Source organism: Paraburkholderia sp. Tr-20389, assembly GCF_017104565.1.
GTDB lineage: Bacteria > Pseudomonadota > Gammaproteobacteria > Burkholderiales > Burkholderiaceae > Paraburkholderia.
In genome coordinates, this window is the sequence record NZ_JAAGPD010000070.1 from 15,202 (window position 1) to 38,268 (window position 23,067).

Here is a 23,067-nt window from a genome sequence, read left to right on the forward strand (position 1 = left end):
CGAATAAAGGCATTCGATTGTTCAGGTGCACCGAATTGTGTTGCCGGATTATAGGCATTTATTTGGAAGTCTGCTGACGCCACAATTCGCACCATTCGATAGCTTCGCGCATTGCGCTGTTCGACATGGATGCATTCAACCCGCGCCACACCTTTGTCCCGCCCGGCACGAGCCTTGGCGACAACGCTGCCTTGCTGGACGTCACCGACGTGCAGATCGAAGGCTACGCGCAGGACATCACGTTGCGCCTTTACCGGCGAGCCGCCGCAAAGAACGGCTTGCCGATCCTGCTCTATTTTCATGGCGGAGGTTTCGTGCGCGGCTCGATCGGAGAAGCCGATTACGCCGCGCGCTATTTCGCGCAGCACACGCCTGCGCTGGTCGTGTCCGTCGGTTATTCGCTCGCGCCGCAGTTTCCGTTTCCAGCCGCGCCTGAAGACGCGCATCGCGCGGCGCTGTGGGTGCAGACCCGCGCACGAGCGTTCGGCGGCAACACGAAAAAGATCGGCGTAGCGGGCCACGACGCAGGTGGCTCGCTCGCGAATTGTCTTGCGTTCATCGGCCGCGATCGCGGGGATGTGCGGATCGAAGCGCAAGCATTGTTCGGACCGATGCTCGACCCGAGCCTCACGCGTCTCGGCGACGAGAAGCGCTTGAGCTCGGACATCACGGCGAGCGAATGCGCGGCGTGTTATCGCGCGTATCTGCCGCAGGCTTCGCAACGGATGCATCCGTATGCGGCGCCGCTGGAATCGGTGCGGCTCAAGGGCTTGCCCGCGACGCTGATTGCCACCGCGCAAAACGACGTGCTGCACGTCGAAGCGGAGAAGTACGCGAGCAATCTGATCGACGCGGGCGTGCAGACGCAGGTGGTCCGATATCCGAGCGTGTCGCACGCAGCGCTGGCCAATCATCCGGCCGCGTTGCTGGAGGCGGTCCGATTTTTCCAGTGGCGCTTCGACGAGCGCGCACTCCGATAAACAAACTTCTATTAACTAAATTTCCGGAGTCTGACATGTCTGTTTTTCCTCTCTCTCGTTCGAAGCTGGCGGTTGCGGCGCTAGCCGTGATCGTCATAGCCGGACTCGGCACGTTCGGCGCGATTCGCGTCGACGCGCGCTCGCCTGCACAATCCGCGCCGACCATCGTGCCGGAAGTCGACGTCGCCACCGTCATTCAGAAGACCATCACCGACTGGCAAAGCTATTCGGGCCGTCTTCAGGCAGTAGAAAAGGTCGATGTACGGCCGCTCGTGTCGGGCACCATCGTGTCCGTGAACTTCCAGGACGGCGCGCTCGTGAAGAAAGGCGACGTGCTGTTCGTGATCGACCCGCGTCCGTATCAGGCGGAAGTCGATCGCGCCGCCGCGCAGCTTGCCGCTGCGCAGTCGCGTTCGGGCTATGCGCAAAGCGACTGGGAACGCGCGCAACGGCTGATCGGCGATAACGCAATCGCGAAGCGCGATTACGACGAGAAGCAGAACTCGGCGCGCGAAGCGAATGCGAACGTGAAGGCCGCGCAAGCGGCGCTCGAAGCTGCACAGATCAATCTCGGCTATACGAAGATCGTCGCACCTGTATCGGGCCGCGTGTCGCGTGCCGAGATCACGCTCGGTAACGTCGTGAACGCGGGCGCGAGCGCGGCGCCGCTGACGACGCTCGTGTCCGTGTCGCCGATCTACGCGGAGTTCGACGCCGACGAGCAGACTTATCTGCAGTACATCAGTCAGGTGAAGAGCGACAGCAAGGTGCCCGTCGAACTGGGCCTTGCGAACGAAACGGGCTACTCGCGCAAGGGCACGATCCAGTCGGTCGACAACCGGCTCGATACGTCGTCGGGCACGATTCGCGTGCGCGCGCGTTTCGATAACGCCGACGGCTCGCTCGTCCCCGGCCTCTATGCACGCGTGAAAGTGGGCGGCAGCGAGCCGCATTCGGCGCTGCTGATCGACGATGCCGCAATCGGCACGGACCAGGACAAGAAGTTCGTGTTCGTCGTGGATAAGGACGATCACGTCCAGTATCGCGAGATTCAGCTGGGCGATCTGCAAGGCGCGCTGCGCGTCGTGAAGGGCGGGCTGCATGCGGGCGACCGCATCGTCGTGAACGGCACGCAGCGCGTGCGGCCGGGCGCGCAGATTCGCGCGCACGTGGTGCCGATGGGTGCTGGTGATGCGAACAGCGCGCCCGTCGCCGACGACGCACAGGCGGACAAGCAGGCGCAACTCGACGGATCGAAGAAGCACAACGAACCGCAAGCCCAGTCGAATCAGCAAACGCAGGCACAGGCGCAGCCGCACGCGAAGACGCGCAAGGATTCGTGATCGGTCGACCGACACACACGATCCTTCGATGCATGCGCACGAGACGTAAGCGCTCCAACATCAAGAGCTTCACATGAACATATCCAAATTCTTCATCGACCGGCCGATCTTCGCCGGCGTGCTATCGGTCCTGATTCTGCTGGCCGGTATGATCGCCGTGTTCCAGTTGCCGATCTCCGAGTATCCGGAAGTGGTGCCGCCCTCCGTCGTGGTGCACGCGCAGTATCCGGGCGCGAACCCGAAGGTGATCGCAGAAGCTGTTGCGTCGCCGCTCGAAGAGCAGATCAACGGCGTCGAGAACATGCTGTACATGCAGTCGCAGGCCAATAGCGACGGCAATCTCACGCTGACGGTCACGTTCAAGCTCGGCACGAACCCCGACCTCGCGACGCAGCTCGTGCAGAACCGCGTGAACCAGGCGTTGCCGCGTCTGCCGGAAGACGTGCAGCGTCTCGGCGTGACGACGATCAAGAGCTCGCCGACGCTGACGATGGTCGTGCACCTGATCTCGCCGAACGACCGTTACGACATGACGTATCTGCGCAACTACGCGCTGCTCAACGTGAAGGACCGCCTGGAGCGGATCAAGGGCGTCGGGCAGGTGCAGCTGTGGGGCGCGGGCGACTACTCGATGCGCGTGTGGCTCGATCCGCAGAAGGTCGCGCAACGCAATCTGACCGCGATGGAAGTGGTCAGCGCGATTCGCGAGCAGAACATTCAGGTCGCGGCGGGTGTGATCGGCGCGTCGCCTTCCGTGCCTGGCACCGCGTTGCAACTGTCGGTGAATGCACGCGGCCGTTTGAAGACGGAAAGCGAATTCGGCGACATCGTCGTGAAGACGGCACCCGATGGCGCGGTGACGTATCTGAAGGACATTGCGCGTATCGAACTCGCAGCTTCGGAATATGGCCTGCGCTCGCTGCTCGACAACAAGCCCGCTGTCGCGATGGCGATCAACCAGTCGCCGGGCGCGAACTCGCTGCAGATTTCCGACGAAGTGCGCGCGACGATGAAGGAACTCAGCGCGGATTTCCCGGCCGGCGTCGAATACCGCATCGTGTATGACCCGACGCAGTTCGTGCGCTCGAGTATCGAGGCCGTCGTACACACGCTGCTCGAAGCGATCGCGCTCGTCGTGATCGTGGTGATCGTGTTCCTGCAAACGTGGCGCGCGTCGATCATTCCGCTGATCGCCGTGCCCGTGTCGATCGTCGGCACGTTCTCGCTGCTGCTTGCATTCGGCTTCTCGATCAATGCGCTGTCGCTGTTCGGGATGGTGCTCGCGATCGGTATCGTGGTCGACGATGCGATCGTGGTGGTGGAGAACGTCGAGCGGAACATCGAAAGCGGGCTGAGTGCGAGAGATGCGACCTACAAGGCGATGCAGGAAGTGAGCGGGCCGATCATCGCGATCGCGCTCACGCTGGTCGCCGTATTCGTGCCGCTGGCGTTCATGTCGGGTCTGACGGGCCAGTTCTACAAGCAGTTCGCGATGACGATCGCCATTTCGACGGTGATCTCGGCGTTCAACTCGCTCACGCTGTCGCCCGCACTGTCGGCGATGCTGCTGCGCGGTCACGGCGCGAAGGAAGACTGGCTGACGCGCCTGATGAATCGCTTGCTCGGCCGCTTCTTTGCGGCATTCAACAAGGTGTTCCATCGCGGCTCGGATAGCTACGGCCGTGGCGTGAACGGCGTGCTGAAGCGCAAGGGCGCGATGCTGGTCGTGTATGCGGTGCTGCTGGGTCTTACGGTGCTCGTTACGCGCATCGTGCCGGGCGGCTTCGTGCCGGCGCAGGACAAGGAGTATCTGATCGCGTTCGCGCAGTTGCCGAACGGTGCATCGCTCGATCGCACCGAGAAGGTGATTCGCGACATGAGCGCGATTGCGCTGAAGCAACCGGGCGTGGAGAACGCGGTGGCGTTCCCTGGGCTGTCGGTGAACGGCTTCACGAACAGTTCGAGCGCGGGCATCGTGTTCGTCGCGCTTAAGCCGTTCGATCAACGCAAGGGCAAGGCATTGTCGGCGGGTGCGATTGCGGGCGCATTGAACCAGAAGTACGGCGCGATCAAGGATTCGTTCGTTGCCGTGTTCCCGCCGCCGCCTGTTCTCGGTCTCGGTACGCTGGGCGGCTTCAAGATGCAGCTGGAGGATCACGGCTCGCTCGGTTACGCGGAGCTGAACAAGGCGACGGAGGCGTTCATCAAGAAGGCCGCGACGACGCCTGAACTCGGCCCGACGTTTTCGAGCTATCAGATCAACGTGCCGCAGCTGAACGTCGATCTCGATCGCGTGAAGGCGAAGCAACTGGGCGTGCCCGTGACGGATGTGTTCAACACGATGCAGGTGTATCTCGGTTCGCTGTACGTGAACGACTTCAACCGTTTCGGCCGCGTGTACCAGGTGCGTGTGCAGGCGGATGCGCCGTTCCGTCAGCAGGCCGACGACATCCTGCAACTGAAGACGCGCAACGTGAATGGCGACATGGTGCCGTTGTCGTCGCTGGTGACGGTGACGCCGACCTACGGTCCGGAAATGGTGGTGCGCTACAACGGCTTCACGGCAGCCGACATCAACGGCGGCCCGGCGCCCGGATTCTCGTCGGGTGAAGCGCAGAACGCCGCGGAGCGCATCGCAGCCGAAGTGTTGCCGAAGGGCGTGAAGTTCGAATGGACCGACCTCACGTATCAGCAGATCCTCGCGGGCAATGCGGGCCTGTGGGTGTTCCCGATCAGCGTGCTGCTCGTGTTCCTCGTGCTCGCCGCGTTGTACGAGAGCCTGACGCTGCCGCTCGCGGTGATCCTGATCGTACCGATGAGCGTGTTGTCGGCGCTGACGGGCGTGTGGCTCACGCAGGGCGACAACAACATCTTCACGCAGATCGGTCTGATGGTGCTGGTGGGGCTGGCGTCGAAGAACGCGATTCTGATCGTCGAGTTTGCGCGTGAACTGGAGCACGACGGACGCACGCCGCTGCAGGCCGCTATCGAGGCGAGCCGCATGCGTCTGCGGCCGATTCTGATGACGTCGATCGCGTTCATCATGGGCGTGGTGCCGCTGGTGGTATCGAGCGGTGCGGGTTCCGAAATGCGTCACGCGATGGGTGTCGCGGTGTTCTTCGGCATGTTGGGTGTGACGCTGTTCGGTCTGATGCTCACCCCGGTGTTCTATGTGGTGTTGCGCACGCTGGCTGGCGGCAAGATTCACGTCGCGCAGAAGGACTCGCCGCATCTCGTCGCGCACACGACGGATGCATGATGGAGAAAATGACAATGAAAAGGTTTGAACAAACGAGCGGCCTGAGTGGCTTCGGACGTGCGGCGGCAAGCACGCTGCTGATGTTGCTGCTCGCGGCGTGCTCGGTCGAGCCGACGTATAACCGTCCCGATGCGCCGACGCCCTCGGCGTTCAAGGAAGCGCCCGTGACGGCGACGACAGGCGACGCAGCGGCCGCGCCGCTGCCCGCGAGCGAAGCGGGTACGTGGAAGACGGCCGAGCCCGCCGAGGACGCGCATCGCGGCGAATGGTGGACCGTGTTCGGCGACTCGACGCTCGACGCGCTCGAAAAGCAGGCCGCCGATGCGAACCAGGACCTGAAGGCAGCGGCCGCGCGCGTGCAGCAGTCGCGCGCGCTGACGAACCAGGCGCGCGCCGCGTGGTACCCGTCGGTCGACGCGGGCTTCGGCCCGACGCGCGAACGTCAGTCGCCGGCTTCACAGAATCTGCCGAACGATTCGAACGTGCCGACGCAAACGCTGTGGCGCGCGCAGACGACGGTCGCGTATGAAGTCGATCTGTTTGGACGCGTGAGTTCGAACGTGCACGCAGCGCGTGCCGACGAGGCGCAGAGCGAGGCGTTGTTCCGCTCGGTGCAGCTCGCGTTGCAGGCGGACGTCGCGCAGAACTACTTCCAGTTGCGCGAGTTCGATACGCAGTTGAGCCTGTATCGTCAGACGGTGACGTTGCGTGAAGACGCGTTGAAGCTCGTCGAGCGCCGCTTCAATGAAGGCGAGATCAACGAACTGGATGTGTCGCGTGCCCGCAATGAACTGGCGACGGCGCGCGCCGATGCTGTCGGCGTCGCGCGTCAGCGTGCGGCGTCCGAGCATGGCCTCGCGATCCTGCTCGGCAAACCGCCGGCGGACTTCACGTTCCCCGAAACGCCGCTCGCGCCGGTGACGGTGCAGGTGCCTGCCGGATTGCCGTCCGCGCTGCTGGAGCGTCGTCCGGATATCTCGGCGGCGGAGCGCGGCATGGCGGCGGCGAATGCACGCGTCGGTCTGGCCAAATCGGCGTTCTTCCCGAAGCTCGATATCACGGGGGCATTCGGTTTCGAATCGGCGACGCTTGGCGATCTGTTCATGTGGTCGAGCCGCGCATTCCTGCTCGGTCCGTTCGCGGGCACGGCGCTGACGGTGCCGCTCTTCGACGGCGGCCGGCGCAAGGCGAATCTCGCGAACGCGCGCGCGAAGTATGACGAGGATGTCGCGCAGTATCGTCAGCAGGTGCTGGTGGCGTTCCGTGAAGTCGAAGACAACCTGTCGGACCTGCGTTTGCTCGGAGACCAGACGCGTGAGCAGAACAATGCCGTCAACGCATCGCAGCGCGCCGAGCATCTGTCGCAGACGCAGTATCAGGAAGGTCAGGTCAGCTATCTCGACGTGATCGATGCGCAGCGTCAGGTGCTGCAATCGCAGCTGCAACTGAGCCATCTCGCGGGCACGCAGGCAGTGGCGACCGTCAATCTGATTCGCGCGCTCGGCGGCGGGTGGGGCGATGCGAAGACGGATGTCGGCAACGCGGATGCGCAGGCGCAGCAGCAGTTGGCGAAGCGTTGAGCACTGTTTGACCGGATGCGGATGTCAGATGAAGCGGACCCTTGCGGGTCCGCTTTTTTTTCGCCTGCTGCATCGGCGCACTGCTGCTTCACATATCGCGTTTCCAGCTTTCCATTCGACAATCGATTCGTAGACCGCTGTCATGCACGCATCTATGATCGTCGGCCTCATCTTGAAGTCGCGCGGGCGCTGCTGGTATCCGGTGCGAATGTCGCGGCATACTATGCGATCGACGACGACGCCCGCACCCACGGAGACGGCATGAACGATCCACGCATTCCCGCAACAGATTTGCGCACGCTCATCGACGCTCTACGGGAAACTGCCGCCGCGCGCGACCGCGCAGGCGGACACGCGGCGCAGGAGAAGCAGTGGATCGCCGACGCGGGCCTGCTTACGCTCGCCGTGCCGCGCGAGTTCGGTGGTGCAGGCGCGCGCTGGCTCGACGTGTACGAAACGATCCGCACGGTCGCGCGGGTCGACAGTGCGCTCGCGCATCTGCTGGGGTTTCAGTATCTGCAGATCGTGAGCGTCGACGTGTGGGGCAATCAGGCACAACGCGAGCGTTATCTGCGCGGCACGGTCGACTCGCGCTGGTGGTGGGGCAACGCGGTGAATCCGCTCGATCCGCGTCTGGTTGCACGTGCAACGGATGACGGCGGCTATCTGCTCGACGGCGTCAAAGGCTTTTGTTCGGGCACGCGCGGCTCGCAGATGATGACGGTCTCGGCGCACGATCCCGCAACGGGCAAGCCCCTATTCGCCGTCGTGCCGACCGGGCGCGAAGGCATCGCGGTGAACGAGGACTGGGACCCCATCGGCCAGCGTCAGACGGATAGCGGCAGCGTGTCGTTCACGCGCGTCAAGGTCGAAGCCGCAGAAGTGCTGCATCGCTCCGAAACGCCGCCCATTCCGCGCGCGACGCTGCGCACGCTCGTCTCGCAGCTCGTGCTGACCAATCTGTTCGTCGGCATCGCCGAAGGCGCGCTGGAAGAGGCCCGCCGATACGTGACGCAGCATGCGCGGCCGTGGATCAACTCGGGCGTCGAGAATGCGCTCGACGATCCGTATCTCGTGCAGCGCTTCGGCGAGATGCGCCTCAAGGCAGTGGGCGCGCAGGCGCTTGCCACGCGCGCCGCGCTCGCGCTCGACGACGCGTGGAGCAAGGGCGACGCGTTGACGGCCGAAGAGCGCGCGCAGGTCGGGCTGGCTGTATCGGAGGCGAAGATTTACGCGCATCGCGCGGCGCTCGACGTGAGCGAAGCGCTCTTCGATACATGCGGCGCACGCGCGACGGGCGCGCCGCTCGCGCTCGACCGTTTCTGGCGCAACGCGCGCGTACACACGCTGCACGACCCGCTCGATTACCGCGTGCGCGACGTGGGTCGCTACGCCCTTACCGGGACGTTGCCGGAGGTTTCTTTGTACACTTGAGGGCGTTTCGCGGCACGGCCTTCGACGCGTGCTGCGAGTTCATTCACCTCGAGGTCACCGGCTTTGCAGTTCAAACTTCCTACTACAGCAACCGCGCCGTTCTGCCCATCCGAGGTGCAGGGCTCCGTTACCGTCTCGCAGTCCGCGCCATTCTGGAAAAAGATCCTTCAGTTCGCAGGTCCTGGTCTGCTGGTGTCGATCGGTTATATGGACCCGGGCAACTGGGCCACCGATATCGAAGCCGGCTCGCGCTACGGCTATAACCTGCTGTTCGTCGTCGTGCTGTCCAGTCTTGCGGCGATGGTGCTGCAATGTCTGAGCATGCGTCTTGGCATCGTCACGGGCCGCAATCTCGCGGAGCTGTCGCGCACGCGTTATTCGCCGGGTGTCGCGCGGGTTCAATGGCTGCTGGCAGAACTGTCGATCGTCGCCTGCGATCTGGCCGAAGTGCTGGGCGGCGCGCTCGCTTTTCATCTGCTATTCAAGTGCTCGCTGACGGTGGGCGTGATCCTGACCGCGTTCGATACGCTGATCGTGCTTGGCCTGAAGGGCAAGAACTTCCGCGATCTCGAAGCGATCATGCTCGGCCTGATCGCGACCATCGGCGTCGGCTATGTGATCCAGCTGGCCCTCGTGCATCCGCACTGGCCGTCCGTCGCGGCAGGCCTCGTGCCGTCATGGCAGGCCATCAGCGAACGCGAGCCGCTGTATCTCGCGATCGGCATTCTCGGCGCCACGGTGATGCCGCATAACCTCTATCTGCATTCGTCCGTCGTGCAGACGCGCGCCGTGAAGCGCGATCATCAAGGCATCGCGGGCGCGATCTCGTTGTCGCGCATCGATACCGTAGTCGCGCTTTTTCTCGCGCTGCTGATCAACGCGGCGATCCTGATCCTCGCGGCAGCCGCTTTCCATTCGACGGGGCACACGGCCGTCACCGAAATCGAAGATGCCTACCGGTTGCTTGCGCCCGTCGTCGGTACGGGCTTCGCGGCCGTGCTGTTCGCGATCACGCTGCTCGCGTCGGGGCAAAGCTCGACGTTCACGGGCACGGTCGCCGGGCAGGTCATCATGGAAGGTTTTCTGCAGCTGAAGATTCCGTGCTACCAGCGGCGCTTCATCACGCGCGCGCTCGCACTGATTCCCGCGCTTGTCGGCGTGCAGATGCTCGGCAACGGCGCCGTCGGCCAGCTGCTCGTCGCGAGCCAGGTGGTGCTGAGCCTGCAACTGCCGTTCGCGCTCTATCCGCTGATCCGCATGACGAACGACCGCGCGCTGATGGGCGAATTCGCGAACCGGCTGCCGATGCGCATCATCGCGTGGGCGCTGTTCGGCTTGATCAGCGCGGCGAATATCTGGCTCGTCGTGCAGACGTTCGGCTTCGCCGGCTGAAACAGAAAGCAGGCGAAAAATAAAGCGGACGAAAAAAAGCCGGTCTCGCGAGACCGGCTTCAAAAGTAATTCGTTGCTTCGGATGGACGGTGCGTGGTGCGGCGCTAGGCCGCCAGCGCAGTTTCCTCGATGAGTTCTTCGAGCAGTTCCACTTCTTCCGCGACTTGCGGCAAGGACACGACTTCCTTCTGCGCTTCGCGCTTCGCGGCGGCGGCCTTCTTTGTCTTGCCGGCGCGCGACGGCGGCTGGCAGGCGCCGCACACGACGTTGTGCTGCAGGTCGTGCTTGTGCGCGACGAACTTGCCGCTGCAACGGCAGCACGGCGTCAGTTGCAGGATGTCGGCATCGAAGAAACGCACGAGCGTCCATGCGCGCGTCAGGTCGAGAACCGGCTCGGTCTCGCTATGACGGCAATGTTCCAGATACAGACGATAACCCTTGGTCAGCGCGTCCAGATGCGAGCAGCGCGCTTCGTTCTTCAGGAACAGATACGTGTTGTAGAAGAGCGATGCATGGATGTTCGCCAGCCACGTCATGTACCAGTCTGCCGAGAACGGCAGCATGCCCTTCGGCGGCGATACGCCCTTGACCTCGCGGTACAGGCGGATCATACGGTCGCGCGACAGCGTCAGTTCGCTCTCGAGCACCTGCATGCGTGCGCCCAGTTCAATCAGCGCGATGGCGCGGAAAACTTCCTGCGCGTCTTCGGTAAGGCTCTTTTTCAGCATGGCAGTCCTCTGAGGTTTAAGCGAACTGCTCTGCGGGCTGTCCGGCCAGCAGGATCGCGGCATGCGTCGATGCCACTTCTGCGTGACGGGACGTGTGCGTCAACGCCGACAACATCGCGTGGTCGTTGAAGCGGAAAAAACACAAAAGCTGATCGGAGCTGGCCAGCTTGACGATCTGCGCGAGCGACAGCCCGGCAAGAAGATCAGCCAGCTCCGACGACAAGCCCAGACGGAACATGCCGACTGCCTTGTCCTCGCGCAACATACGTTGTGCGAGCATGATGTAAGACAAATTGATCTCGCGGATAGAATCCAGCGTCTCGCTGCTACGGTCCATTTTCTCTGTTTCCGAAGCCCCGAATTACTTATGTCGGCATTTTCTGCCGTTTTGGTCTTATGCCCCGCCGGACACTGAAGATTTCCGGCGTCAAGTTGGTGCAGAGATACATCCAGCCAACCTTTGATACAAGCCGTTACATTTCGTAACAGCTTGGGCGGAATTGTATGAACAGGATTTCCAGAAATCAATACCTTTCTCAAAAAAAAGATACGACAAAACAACAGAGTTTTCGGTAACTCTTTCACGTGGCCGTCATAATGCATAGCCAGACGGAAAACGTTTGCAAGGGGGTACGTGCAAACCCTTGTTGTATAAGGATCGAAGCAATAGTTTCCGATTTATTGACGTGCCTCCGCTTATGCAAAAACGATATGAGTTCAGAAAGCGAAGGGAAAGAAAACAAAAAACCGGCAGGTAAAAAATACGCTGCCGGTTAGCGGTCAGGGATAACCCGAGATGTAACGGAAACTAGTTACAAACCGGTAGGAATTTGTAACTAGTTCGGGCCGGGGTTGTTACAGACTCCGGCCGGGTTTGTAACGTTTCAGCAGCCGGTCTGGCGGATTCGCTCCACTTCGAGTCCGAAAAGCGGACGTAGCCGCGTGCCGATCACGTTGCCGGCGAACGCGGCGACGAGCCACAGCCAGCCATGCAGGCTGCCTGACACGATGCCGCTGAAATACGCTCTGATAATACAACCGTAGGCCAGCCGGGCCGCGTAGCCGAGCATCATGCCGCCCACGACGGCCGCGATGAGGGAGCACATGGGCACGCGCGACACAGGCGCATAGCGGCCCGCCAGCGCGGCCGCCGCCATCGCGCCGAGCACGATGCCCGCATCCATTACGCTCGTTACATCGCGTGTAACGGACGCGGTGAGGGCTGCTGCATTTGTGTGAGAACTCCAGTAAGGCCAACTGGCCACGTCGATGCCCGCGAGCGAGAACAGCTTCGCGCCCCACAGCGCGAATGCCGACGTCACGCCCCACGGACGGCCCGACAGCGCGAGCGTCGTGAAGTTGAGCAGCGCGAGTGCGAGCGCGCCGGCGAACAGCGGCCACGGCCCGTGCAGCCAGGGCGACGCGTTGGCGGCGCGCGGTGCACCGTTGACGAGGCGTCCATGACGGCGTCGCTCGATTGCGACCGTCAGCGCGGCGATTGCGGCGAACACGGCGAGCTTGATCGCGATCGCCGGGCCCGCGCCGAGAGTTGTCACCAGCGAAGTCGGCTTGAGTGACGGCAGCGCGGTCCAGAACGGCATATGCGCCGTCGCGACGACCGAGCCGACGATGACGCCGCACGGTTGTAAGACCTATCGCGCGTCATGAAAGATCACGCCTAGCGTGTGCCGATGCCCTGAGCGCAGCCGGCTCACGCCATGCCGCATGTTCACCCGATACGCGCCGCGCGTGCCCTGCACGGGCCGGTGATGCACGGCGAACAGCACGGCGTCGCCCTTGCGCAGCGGCACGACTTCCGTGCGCGACTGCATGCGCGGGCGCTGTTCCGTCAGCACGAACTCGCCGCCCGTGAAGTCCTGGCCGGGCTCGGACAGCAGGATCGCGAGCTGGATCGGGAACACGTGCTCGCCGTACAGATCCTGATGCAGGCAGTTGTAGTCGCCCGTCGCGTACTGGAGTAGCAGCGGCGTCGGGCGCAACTGGCCCGCCTGATGGCAGCGGCGCAAAAAGGCGGCGTGGTCCGGCGGAAAGCGCACGTCGATGCGCATCGCTTCGTGCCACGCGTTGGCAATCGGTACGAGATGCGGATAGACGGCCGCGCGCAACGCGCCGATCGCGTCGGGCAGCGGATAGTCGAAGTACTTGTATTCGCCGCGTCCGAAGCCGTGCCGTGCCATCACGACGCGGCTGCGATACAGATCGTCCCGCCGATAGAGCGCGCTCAGCGCATCGCACTCGCGGGCGCTCAACAGGCCTTCCAGCATTGCGCAGCCATGCGCATCGAGTTCGCTGGCGGCGTGTGTCCAGTCGATCGCCTCGATGCGGTTTTCGATGGACTGTTGGGTCGCGATGGCGGGTGTCGGCTCGCGCCGGTTGTTGCGCGGTGCTTCGTCTGCGCCGAACAGCAAGGCTTGGGTGTCGAAGGCGAAATCCTGCATGAGCGGCTCCGTCGCAGTGGTTGCGTGTTCTATGCCGCCCAGTCTACGCAGCCGCCCGCGTCCATACACTCCGCGTCTTGCTCTCTCATTCGGCAGCGAGCCGAATCGCCACACGTCACATGAAGCGCACCATCAGATCGGCGTCGTGAAAAACGCCGTCGATGCACAGCGCGTCCGGCTCCGTTCCATACACGCGAAAACCGAGCGATTCATACAGCCCACGGGCCGACGCGTTCGCGCTCGTCACGAGCAGCATGATCTGCCGCAAGCCGTCGACCTGTGCGGCGCGCGCGATCAGGGCGGTCAGCAGCGCGCGGCCGACTCCGCGGCCCGCCGCCTCGTCCGCGACGTACATGCCGATCACATAGCCCTTGTGCCGTTCCTTGTGACGCGTTTCGCGCATGAGCCCGACCGTGCCGACCATCGCGCCAGCCGGCGGGGAAAATGCTCCGAGCAGGAAGCTTCCCTCGGCAGCGCGCATGCCGCTGAGCATCGAATCGAATTGCGACGGCCCGCGCTCGATGGCTTCGTCATAGCTTTGCCCGAACGCGGCGGGATGCGTTTTCAGGCCGCGCAGACGCAGTGCGAAGAACGCGTCGCGGTCGGCGGGGCCGAGTTGGCGGATCGAGAGCGTCTCTGTCATGCGCGACCCTCAGGCGCTTGCCGCAGTGGAAGCCGAGCGCGTGTCCGCGAACTTGCGCAGCGCGTCGGCCGTCTGCGGATCGGCTGGGAAGAATGCTTCGATCGCCAGCTCCGACAGCGTGACGTCGACAGGCGTGCCGAATACTGTCGTCGTGCTGTAGAACGACAGCATGCCGAGTTCGGTGCGCAGGCGCAACGGCACCGCGATCTGTTCGAGCGGGGACGCGTGGCTGTCGTCGGCGGGTTCGGCGCCGGGCGGCGTCGGGTAATCGGCGAGTTCGTCGTAGAGCGCAGCGAGCGTCGCATCGGCGCTCACGTCGACCTGCCGCTGCAGGCGCGACAGCAGATGCGCGCGCCATGCATGCCAGTTGGCGATCTGCGACGCGATGCCGTCCGGATGCATCGACAGGCGCAGCGCATTCACGGGCGCCTCCAGCAGCGCGGGCTTCGCCGACGTCAGAAGCGGCGCGAGCGCATTGTTCGCGGCGACGATCGTCCAGTGCCGGTCGACGGCGACGGCGGGATACGGCTCATGACCTTTGAGCACCAGGTCGATGGCCTCGCGCGCCGCGCCCAGTTGCGGATCGCTCAACTGGCGCTCGCGATAGAGCGGCGCATAGCCCGCCGCGACGAGCAGCGCATTGCGCGCGCGCAGCGGCACTTCGAGCCGTTCGGCGAGGTGCATGACCATTTCGCGGCTCGGCAGCGCGCGGCCCGATTCGACGAAGCTCAGGTGGCGCGTCGAAATCTCGGCTTCGGAGGCGAGCAGCAGCTGGCTCATCCGGCGCCGCTGTCGCCATTCGCGCAGCATGTCGCCGACGGTGCGGCTCATCGAGGACGCGCCTGTGAGCGCGGACGAGGTGGCAGTGAGCGTGTTCATGTCGACGATGATAGCCAAACCGCGCGGCGATTCCATTACCTGACAGGTAAAGCTCGGTCGCGCGCGAGGCTGTCTTGCGCACGGACAGCGCGCCGCACCATCGCGGGGGCGGCCAAACGCGCTCATACTGAAGACCTTGCGACCGTTCCGGAGGCGAACATGTGGGACAAGATCGAGCACAACGGCCAGGAAGTCTGGGTGCTTCCCGTCACGGCCTACGGGCCGCCCGTGCCGGAAACCTTGTGGCACTACGTCGGCTATGTGTGCCGGCATGGCGCCGACGCGCATCTCGAAGGACAGAGCCGGCGCTTCCAGGAACTCGTCGCGACGTTCCGCAGCGAAGAGGAAGCGCGCGAAGCGGGCTATGACGAAGGCCGTCGGCTCGCCGATCAGGTCAGCACTGCAAAGGCCTGACACGCGCTGCTTCGCAGTTGTTCCGCATGTCGTTCTCTCCGGCACCTGTGGCGGCTGAAGTCACAGGTGCCGTTCTTTCATTACCTCCCGCGTAATCGACCCGCGCACGTTCATCGACGAATCTTCAGTCCGAGGCCGCCGCCATCGTGAAGCACACGGCGGACGTCTCGACCATTCACCGACTGAAGGAGTCACTGATGAACACGCACACCGCATTGATCGACGGTTACTTCGACGCCTGGAACGAAACCGACGCGGGCCGTCGCCGCGAACTGATCTCGGCGACCTGGGCGAACGACGCCGCCTATGTCGACCCGCTCTTGTCCGGCAACGGACACGACGGCATCGACGCGATGATCCGCGCTGTCCATGAGCGCTTTCCGCAGCACACGTTTCGCCGCACGACGGAGGTCGACGGCTTCGCCAACCGGCTGCGTTTTTCGTGGGAATTGCTGACGCCGTCGGGGGCATCGATCGTGAAGGGCTCCGATTTCGGCGTCGTCGATACGCGCGGCCGCTTGCAGTCCGTGACGGGCTTTCTCGACGAAGCGCCCGGCGCTGCTTGACCGATAGCAATCCCACATACCAAGACCGGAGAGAAAATCATGCATGAGCCCGCCGTCACCTGCGATGCCGCAGCTTGCGGACGCGCGCAGGGCGCAATCGATACGGCATCGGGTGCCGTCGCCGGATTCGCGCTGCTCGCGAGCGCACGCGCATTCACGTTCATCGCGCTCGTCGCGTGGCGCGAACCGGTGCTCGGCGGAGCGGGGCTCATGCTGCTCGCCTTGGCCGGCTGGATCAGATGGCGTTTGTGTCGGAATGTGTCATTTGGCAACCGTTGACGTGCGCGTTCGTCGTGACTAAAGTGCTGCGCGAAGCGGTACGCGCAGGTCGATTCGATAATTTCAACACGACTCCGGGGAACGCATGACCATGCAAACGACGAACAACATCGGCACGATGGGCACGGGCAGCACGAGCGGCGCGACGGCCACGTCGGGCACTCAGTCGGGCAGCAAGCCGTCCTTCAAGGAACTGCTCGACCAACTGACCGATTACACGAAAGGCTCGGCGGGCGAGCGTCTGCAGAAGATGATTCTCGCGAAGCTCGGCGTCACGCAAGACGACCTGAACAGGATGTCGCCCGAAGAGCGCGAAAAGGTCATGCAGAAAGTGCGCGAGATGTTGAAGCAGGAAATCGAAGCGCAAAAGCAGCTCGAAGAAATGCAGAAGAACAACAAGATCCGCGTGTCGGTTTGATGACGGCGCGCCGGGCGGCCTGCGAATAACGCAGGCGCGAAGCGGCGGTCACGCGAGGGGCTCGCGTACAATCGACCCCTCCGTCCTCGGGCGCGACGCGGCGTTGCGCCGAACCGCTGCATCATGAATCACGATATCGCCCAAAGTCTCGCCGACGCACAGCAGAAGTTCGCCGCCGGTCAATACGACGAAGCGGTCGCGCTGCTGAACGGCATTCTGTCGATCGACCCCAACCACAACGAAGCACTCGAAGCGCTCGGCTACGTCGCGGCGAAGCAGGGCGATTACACGCGCGCGGCCGACTACGCGTTGCGCGCCGCGCAGCCTGCATCGACGAATCCGCAGCAGCTTCATTTCGCCGCGCACATCTGTCAGCTCGCGGGGCGTCACGCCGACGCGCTCGCACTGTTCGAGCGCGTTCTCACGGCCTTTCCGGATCACGCCGAATCGCTGCATGGCGCGGCGATGTCGCTCGTTGCAACGGGCGAGCACGCGCGCGCGCTGCAACGCCTCGCGCGCCTCACGCAGCGTTATCCGCAATCGGCCGAAGTGCATTACAACCGCGGTACGCTGCTCGGTCAGATGGAGCGTTATGACGAAGAACTCGCGGCCTATCGCCAGGCGATCGCGCTCAAGCCGAACTTCGTGCGCGCGTATGTGAATCTCGGCGTCGCGTTGCGCGATCTGCATCGCTTCGACGAAGCGTTACAGCAGTTCAAGAAGGCCGTGTCGATCGACACGAACGACGCCGGCGCGCGCACCAATCGCGCGCAGACCAATCTGCTGCTGGGCGAGTTCGAGCATGGCTGGCGCGAATACGAATGGCGCTGGCTCGACGGCACGATGAGCCACGGCTTGCCAGACGCGACGCTGTGGACGGGTAAGCAGCCGCTCGCCGGCAAGACCTTGCTCGTGCATGCCGAGCAGGGTTTCGGCGACACGTTGCAGTTCATCCGCTTCGTCGGCCGTCTGAGCGTGATGGGCGCGCATGTGATCTTGCGCGTTCAGGATGCGCTGCTGCCGCTGTTGCACGATTACACCGGCACGACTGACGTGATCGGCGAAACGGCGCCGCTCCCCGCCTTCGACTATCACATTCCGATGCTCAGTCTCGCGTTCGCGCTGAAAATCCGCGAAGCCGATCTGCGCATCGAAAGCGCGTATGTGCATGCCGATCCGCAACTGGCAGATCGATTCGCCGATGTGTTCGCGCCAGACGATGCGCGGCCGCGCGTCGGCATCGTATGGTCGGGCAGCCGCACCCATCTTAACGATCACAACCGCTCGATTCCGCTCGCGCAATGCATGCCGCTCTTCGACGCGCATGCGCAGTTCGTGTCGCTCGTGAAGGATGTGCGCGAAGGCGATCGTGCGCGCGTCGATGAGCTCGTTGCACGTGGCGTGTTGCGCGACGTGTCCGACCGGTTGACGACCTTCGCGGAGACAGCGGCGCTCGTCGCCCAACTCGATCTCGTGATTACCGTCGACACGGCCGTCGCGCATCTTGCGGGCGCGCTCGGCAAGCGCGTGTGGATCGCGTTGCCGTTTACGCCCGACTGGCGCTGGCAACTGAAGCGCGAAGACACTCCGTGGTATCCGCACATGCGGCTGTTCCGCCAGACGAAGCGCAACGACTGGAGCGAGGCCATCGCCCAGTTGCGATCGGCGCTGGATGCGGGCATGTAGCGCGATACGCCGCACGTTCTGCGCGGAGAAAAAAACGGAGCACGCAGGTGCTCCGTTTTCACATCGACACGACGCTCAGGCGACGTTCACTTCGATTCGCCGCGGCTGCGCCTGTTCGCGGCGCGGAATGACGAGCTTCAGCACGCCGTCCTTCAGGTTCGCTTCGATCTTCGACGTGTCGAAGTCGTCGCTGATTGTGAAGCGCCGCGCGAAGAAGGGCGCGCGCACTTCCGCATGCGAAAAACGCACGTTCGACGGCGCAGGCACAGCGGATTCGCCTTCGATCGTCAGGCTGCCGTCATGCACGCGAATGTCGAGCTTGTCCTTCGACACGCCGGGCAGATCGGCCCATAGCGTCACGGCCTTGCTGTCTTCGACGATATCCACCGGCGGCGTCAGCGTGACGCGTCGTTCCTGTTCGCGCGCGCCGTTGCGGCTCGCTGCATGTGCGCTCTCGTCGCGCTGGGTCACTTGAGTGTTGTCGCTCATGATTTCACCTCGGAATTATTGAACCGTGATCGCGCGCGGCTTCGATGCTTCGCGCTTGCCGACCTTGATGACCAGCAGGCCGTCGACATAACGCGCCTGCACGTTGTCGGGATCGGCTTGCTGCGGCAACTCGACGACGCGGCGGAACGTGCCCTTGAAGCGTTCCTGCGCATAGGCACGCGCGCCTTCTTCCGCCGGCCGTGCCGAGCGTTCGCCGGCGATGGTGAGCAGGCCCTTGTCGATCGATAGTTCGAGCTTCGACGGATCGATGCCGGGCGCGAACGCGACGATCTCGATCGCGTCGTCCGTCGTGCCGATGTTGAGGCCCGGGAAAGTACCGGCACGGCTCGAACGAATGCTGGATGGGAAGCCGCCGCCGAACACGCCCGACACATGGCGCTGCAAACGGTCGAGTTCGCTGAACAGATCGGTGCCGAAATAGAAGTCACTCATGGTCGCTCTCTCCTCTGAGCGGCAAAGCGTGCCGGCCTGAGTGTGCCGGTTTGCCTGTCATGCCGCGACGATCGAAGTGGATGGATGCAGCGCCGACATATCGATGCAGCGGCTGCCCTGATGAGTCGATAGATAGGAAGCCTCTGCAACCTTTTCAAGTGCGATTCCTGCAAAAAACGAGGGCTTGAAAAGCGTATGCAGCGACCTTAAATGCATGCGTTTTGCGCGGTTGTCGCTGAGATCTTCGAGGTGTGTTCGACCGCGATGAATGGTCCCCTTCGTCGTCGGCCCGAGTTGGCAAGCGTTTCGACAGCGCTGTTCCAATAGTTGTGACGCCGTTGACCTCGCGTGTCCCGTCTCACGCCCTGGTGAAAACACCAATGGCCGCTGTCCGTCCCCACGAAAGCCATGCGGGGCAAGACTCTCACGCGTATTCAACGGTTCTGGCAGACGCCCGGACGCGGGAAACAATCATAACGACGCTTGTTAGAATCCTCTCAAGCGATGTACGATGCATGCGAATAAACCATCAGCCGTTGCTGTGCATTGCACAAACCTGTGGACGTCTCATGCCTGAAGCTCCTACGCAGTCTTCGTCGTCGTCGGTGGTCGCGCTACGGCGCGCAGCCCACATTCATCCCGTCCGCAATCCGGGGATGCCTTTCGATCTCGCGTGGCTCGACGGGCTGCGCGTCAATCAGTCGGCTGTCGAACGCCGCACGTCGACGCTCGCCACGCGCCGCACCGTCAAGAAGGACGCGCAGGCCGCGTGGCTGCTGAAGGCCGTGACCTGTATCGATCTCACCACGCTCAACGGCGACGACACCGAGGGCCGTGTGCGCCGTCTGTGTGCGAAAGCGCGGCAGCCGGTGCGCGCCGACATCCTCGCCGCGCTCGACGTGCCGTCGCACAGCATCACGACGGGCGCCGTATGCGTGTATCACCGCTATGTCGCGGCCGCCGTCGATGCGTTGCGCGGCAGCGGCATTCCCGTTGCGGCCGTGTCGACGGGTTTTCCCGCCGGTCTGATTCCACATCCGCTGAAGCTGAAGGAAATCGAGGCATCGGTGGCCGACGGCGCGCAGGAAATCGACATCGTCGTCACGCGCGAGTATGTGCTCACGGGCAACTGGCAGGCGCTCTACGATGAAGTGCGTGACTTCCGCGCCGCATGCGGCGAAGCGCATCTGAAAGCGATTCTCGCGACGGGCGATATCCAGACGCTGTCGAACGTCGCGCGCGCATCGATGATCTGCATGATGGCAGGCGCCGATTTCATCAAGACGTCGACGGGCAAGGAGGGCGTCAACGCGACGCTCGACGTGTCGCTCGTGATGGCGCGCATGATTCGCGAATACCACGCACGCACGGGCATCCTGATCGGCTTCAAGCCGGCGGGCGGCGTGTCGAACGCGAAGACGGCGCTGTCGTACCAGATCCTGATGAAAGAGGAACTGGGTCGTCCGTGGCTCGAACCCGAACTGTTCCGCTTCGGCGCGTCCAGTCTTCTCGCCGATATCGAACGCCAGCTCGAGCATCATGCGACTGGCCGTTATTCCGCCTTCAACCGTCACCCTGTTGCCTGAGCAGATCGATCCCATGAGCGTAGCCGAGTATTTTTCATCGATGGAGTACGGTCCCTCACCGGAGGACGATCAGCCCGCGCGCGCGTGGCTCGCGCAGCATGACGCGACGTTCGGTCATTTCATCGACGGTGGATGGCGCGCGCCCGCAGCGGGCGCGCGCTTCGCATCACATGAACCGGCGACGGGCGAGTTGCTCGGGGACATCGCGCAGGGCGATGCAGCGGATGTCGACGCCGCCGTCGCTGCCGCGCGCGCTGCGCAGCCCGCATGGTTCGCGCTGGGCGGCGCAGGCCGTGCGCGGCATCTGTATGCGTTGTCGCGGATGGTGCAGCGGCACAGCCGCCTGTTCGCGGTGCTCGAAGCACTCGACAACGGCAAGCCGATCCGCGAAACGCGCGACATCGATATCCCCCTTGTAGCAAGGCATTTTCTGCATCACGCAGGCTGGGCCCAGTTGCAGGACAGCGAGTTCAAGGATTTCGCGCCGCTCGGCGTGATCGGCCAGATCGTGCCGTGGAATTTCCCGCTGCTGATGCTCGCCTGGAAGATCGCGCCCGCGATCGCGACGGGCAACTGCGTCGTGCTGAAGCCGGCCGAATATACGCCGCTCACGGCGCTGCTGTTCGCCGAACTCGCGCAGCGCGCGGGCTTGCCGAAGGGCGTGCTGAACGTGGTGACGGGCGATGGACGCACGGGCGCCGCGCTGGTCGAACATGCGGGCGTCGACAAGATCGCGTTCACAGGATCGACGGAAGTGGGCCGCCTGATTCGCGCGGCGACGGCGGGCACGGGCAAGTCGCTCACGCTCGAACTGGGCGGCAAGTCGCCGTTCATCGTGTTCGACGACGCGGATCTCGACGGTGCAGTGGAAGGCGTCGTCGACGCGATCTGGTTCAACCAGGGACAGGTGTGCTGCGCAGGCTCGCGTCTGCTCGTGCAGGAAGGTGTCGCGGAGCGCTTCATCGACAAGCTCAAGCGTCGCATGGCGACCTTGCGTGTCGGTCCGTCGCTGGACAAGAGCATCGATCTCGGCGCGATCGTCGACAAGGTGCAACTGGAGCGGATCGCGTCGCTCGTCGAAGCGGGGCGTCGCGAAGGTTGCGAAATCTATCAATCGGCGGAAGCGGCCGTGCCTGCCGACGGCTGCTTCTATCCGCCGACGCTCGTCACGGGTGTTGCGCCCGCATCGACGCTCGCGCAGGAAGAAATCTTCGGCCCCGTGCTCGTGACGATGACGTTCCGCACGCCCGACGAAGCCGTCGCGCTCGCGAACAACACGCGCTATGGCCTCGCCGCGAGCATCTGGAGCGAGACGATCGGTCGCGCGCTCGACATTGCGCCGCGCCTTGCGTGCGGCGTCGTGTGGATCAACGCAACGAATCTGTTCGACGCGGCCGTCGGCTTCGGCGGTTATCGCGAGTCGGGTTATGGGCGCGAAGGCGGCCGCGAAGGCATCTACGAATACGTGAAGCCGAAAGCGTGGCTTGCGCGCGAAGCGCGTCGCCCGGTGCATCGTGTGATCTCGTCGTCGCCGTCGCATGATGCGCAACAGGGTGCCGAGGTGTTCGCTATCGACCGCACCGCGAAGCTCTTCATCGGCGGCAAGCAGGCGCGGCCCGACAGCGGCTATACGCTGCCCGTGTATGGCGCCGATGGCGAGATCGTCGGCGAAGTCGGCGATGGCAATCGCAAGGACATCCGCAATGCCGTCGCAGCCGCGCGCGGCGCGCAGAAGTGGTCGCAGGCCACCGCGCACAACCGCGCCCAGGTGATCTACTACCTCGCGGAAAATCTTGCCGTGCGCGCGCATGAATTCGCGCAGCAACTGGTCAAACGTACGGGCGTGAGCGAGGCCGAAGCGCGCCGTGAGGTGGATGCGTCAGTGACGCGGCTCTTCACGTATGCTGCATGGGCCGACAAGTTCGACGGCGCGGTGCATGCGCCGCCGTTGCGCGGCGTGGCGCTCGCGATGAACGAGCCGCTCGGCGTGATCGGCGTCGCGTGCCCGGATGAAGCGCCGCTGCTGTCGTTCGTTTCGCTGATCGCCCCTGCGCTCGCAATGGGTAATCGCGTGGTCGTCTTGCCGAGTTCGACGAGTCCGCTTACAGTGACCGACTTCTATCAGGTCGTCGAGACGTCGGATGTGCCTGCGGGCGTGCTCAACATCGTGACGGGAGAGCGCGGCCCGCTGCTGTCGGCGCTCGCGGAACACGACGACGTCGATGCGCTGTGGTGCTTCGGCGCCGCGAAAGATTCGGCTCTGGCCGAACGCGAGTCGGTGGGCAACCTGAAGCGCACGTTCGTCGATCATGGCCACGCGTTCGACTGGTTCGACGCATCGAGCGAAGGCCCGGCGTTTCTGCGCCATGCAACACAAGTCAAGAACATCTGGATACCGTATGGCGACTGATCGTGTTCTGATCGCCTGACAGGATCCTGCCGGATCCGAACGAACCATAAGCGCGCCAACCGAATAACG

Annotated in this window: 20 protein-coding genes and 1 pseudogene; 13 read left to right on the forward strand and 8 right to left on the reverse strand. The window is 63.7% G+C overall.

The genetic code is table 11. The annotated features are described in order from the left end of the window. Window positions 1-125: 125 nt before the first annotated feature. From G3N95_RS37765 to G3N95_RS37790, 6 genes are all read left to right on the forward strand, one after another. Entirely contained in the window at window positions 126-980 is an 855-nt protein-coding gene (locus G3N95_RS37765) for an alpha/beta hydrolase (RefSeq protein WP_205975179.1), read from the forward strand. 35 nt (window positions 981-1,015) lie between these two features. Further along, window positions 1,016-2,323 carry an efflux RND transporter periplasmic adaptor subunit gene (locus G3N95_RS37770; protein ID WP_205975180.1) on the forward strand — a complete coding sequence of 436 codons (1,308 nt, stop codon included), beginning with the start codon at window positions 1,016-1,018 and terminating at the stop codon, window positions 2,321-2,323. A 73-nt stretch (window positions 2,324-2,396) separates the two neighbouring features. Continuing rightward, complete coding sequence (locus G3N95_RS37775; protein WP_205975181.1) at window positions 2,397-5,582, forward strand: efflux RND transporter permease subunit; 3,186 nt, start codon at window positions 2,397-2,399, stop codon at window positions 5,580-5,582. A 14-nt stretch (window positions 5,583-5,596) separates the two neighbouring features. Further along, entirely contained in the window at window positions 5,597-7,162 is a 1,566-nt protein-coding gene (locus G3N95_RS37780; RefSeq protein ID WP_205975182.1) for an efflux transporter outer membrane subunit, read from the forward strand. 261 nt (window positions 7,163-7,423) lie between these two features. Beyond that, window positions 7,424-8,596 carry an acyl-CoA dehydrogenase family protein gene (locus tag G3N95_RS37785; protein ID WP_205975183.1) on the forward strand — a complete coding sequence of 391 codons (1,173 nt, stop codon included), beginning with the start codon at window positions 7,424-7,426 and terminating at the stop codon, window positions 8,594-8,596. A gap of 63 nt (window positions 8,597-8,659) precedes the next feature. Further along, entirely contained in the window at window positions 8,660-9,988 is a 1,329-nt protein-coding gene (locus G3N95_RS37790) for an Nramp family divalent metal transporter (protein ID WP_205975184.1), read from the forward strand. A 104-nt stretch (window positions 9,989-10,092) separates the two neighbouring features. On the opposite strand, the gene flhC is transcribed toward G3N95_RS37790, so the two are convergent. The 6 genes and pseudogenes from flhC to G3N95_RS37820 all read right to left on the reverse strand — a co-directional run bounded on the left by flhC (window position 10,093) and on the right by G3N95_RS37820 (window position 14,733). After that, the gene (gene flhC, locus G3N95_RS37795) at window positions 10,093-10,716 is read right to left on the reverse strand and encodes a flagellar transcriptional regulator FlhC (protein WP_205975185.1); all 624 of its coding nucleotides are present in this window, start codon (window positions 10,714-10,716) and stop codon (window positions 10,093-10,095) included. Between the two features lie 16 nt (window positions 10,717-10,732). Next, window positions 10,733-11,053, reverse strand: coding sequence for a flagellar transcriptional regulator FlhD (gene flhD, locus G3N95_RS37800; RefSeq protein WP_205975186.1), 321 nt, complete (start codon window positions 11,051-11,053; stop codon window positions 10,733-10,735). A 547-nt stretch (window positions 11,054-11,600) separates the two neighbouring features. Continuing rightward, a pseudogene (locus G3N95_RS37805) lies at window positions 11,601-12,347 on the reverse strand (YeeE/YedE thiosulfate transporter family protein); the annotation flags it as partial. 21 nt (window positions 12,348-12,368) lie between these two features. Further along, window positions 12,369-13,175, reverse strand: a complete 807-nt coding sequence (locus tag G3N95_RS37810) for a 2OG-Fe(II) oxygenase (RefSeq protein WP_205975187.1) — start codon at window positions 13,173-13,175, stop codon at window positions 12,369-12,371. 115 nt (window positions 13,176-13,290) lie between these two features. Beyond that, complete coding sequence (locus tag G3N95_RS37815; RefSeq protein ID WP_205975188.1) at window positions 13,291-13,818, reverse strand: GNAT family protein; 528 nt, start codon at window positions 13,816-13,818, stop codon at window positions 13,291-13,293. A gap of 9 nt (window positions 13,819-13,827) precedes the next feature. After that, complete coding sequence (locus G3N95_RS37820) at window positions 13,828-14,733, reverse strand: helix-turn-helix transcriptional regulator (protein WP_205975189.1); 906 nt, start codon at window positions 14,731-14,733, stop codon at window positions 13,828-13,830. A 123-nt stretch (window positions 14,734-14,856) separates the two neighbouring features. Between G3N95_RS37820 and G3N95_RS37825 the strand changes: the two genes are divergently transcribed. The 5 genes from G3N95_RS37825 (at window position 14,857) to G3N95_RS37845 (ending at window position 18,060) form a co-directional block, all read left to right on the forward strand. Further along, window positions 14,857-15,111: a hypothetical protein gene (locus G3N95_RS37825; protein WP_205975190.1), complete on the forward strand. Its 255-nt coding sequence runs from the start codon at window positions 14,857-14,859 to the stop codon at window positions 15,109-15,111. A 197-nt stretch (window positions 15,112-15,308) separates the two neighbouring features. Continuing rightward, window positions 15,309-15,677 carry a nuclear transport factor 2 family protein gene (locus G3N95_RS37830; protein ID WP_205975191.1) on the forward strand — a complete coding sequence of 123 codons (369 nt, stop codon included), beginning with the start codon at window positions 15,309-15,311 and terminating at the stop codon, window positions 15,675-15,677. Between the two features lie 39 nt (window positions 15,678-15,716). Further along, window positions 15,717-15,956 (forward strand): hypothetical protein, encoded by a 240-nt coding sequence (locus G3N95_RS37835; protein WP_205975192.1) that lies wholly within the window; start codon window positions 15,717-15,719, stop codon window positions 15,954-15,956. A 91-nt stretch (window positions 15,957-16,047) separates the two neighbouring features. After that, window positions 16,048-16,374 carry a hypothetical protein gene (locus tag G3N95_RS37840; RefSeq protein ID WP_241019175.1) on the forward strand — a complete coding sequence of 109 codons (327 nt, stop codon included), beginning with the start codon at window positions 16,048-16,050 and terminating at the stop codon, window positions 16,372-16,374. Window positions 16,375-16,497: 123 nt separating this feature from the next. Next, window positions 16,498-18,060, forward strand: coding sequence for a tetratricopeptide repeat-containing glycosyltransferase family protein (locus G3N95_RS37845; protein ID WP_205975194.1), 1,563 nt, complete (start codon window positions 16,498-16,500; stop codon window positions 18,058-18,060). Between the two features lie 75 nt (window positions 18,061-18,135). Here the strand turns inward: G3N95_RS37845 and G3N95_RS37850 are convergent, their stop codons facing one another. Further along, window positions 18,136-18,549: an Hsp20/alpha crystallin family protein gene (locus G3N95_RS37850; RefSeq protein WP_205975195.1), complete on the reverse strand. Its 414-nt coding sequence runs from the start codon at window positions 18,547-18,549 to the stop codon at window positions 18,136-18,138. A 15-nt stretch (window positions 18,550-18,564) separates the two neighbouring features. Continuing rightward, on the reverse strand, window positions 18,565-19,002 hold the full coding sequence (locus tag G3N95_RS37855) for an Hsp20/alpha crystallin family protein (RefSeq protein ID WP_205975196.1): 438 nt from the start codon (window positions 19,000-19,002) through the stop codon (window positions 18,565-18,567). Between the two features lie 569 nt (window positions 19,003-19,571). On the opposite strand from G3N95_RS37855, the gene deoC reads away from it, so the two are divergent. Together deoC and G3N95_RS37865 are read left to right on the forward strand one after the other, a co-directional pair. Beyond that, window positions 19,572-20,588, forward strand: a complete 1,017-nt coding sequence (gene deoC, locus G3N95_RS37860; RefSeq protein ID WP_205975197.1) for a deoxyribose-phosphate aldolase — start codon at window positions 19,572-19,574, stop codon at window positions 20,586-20,588. A 13-nt stretch (window positions 20,589-20,601) separates the two neighbouring features. Beyond that, window positions 20,602-22,998, forward strand: a complete 2,397-nt coding sequence (locus G3N95_RS37865; RefSeq protein ID WP_205975208.1) for an aldehyde dehydrogenase family protein — start codon at window positions 20,602-20,604, stop codon at window positions 22,996-22,998. Window positions 22,999-23,067: the final 69 nt, after the last annotated feature.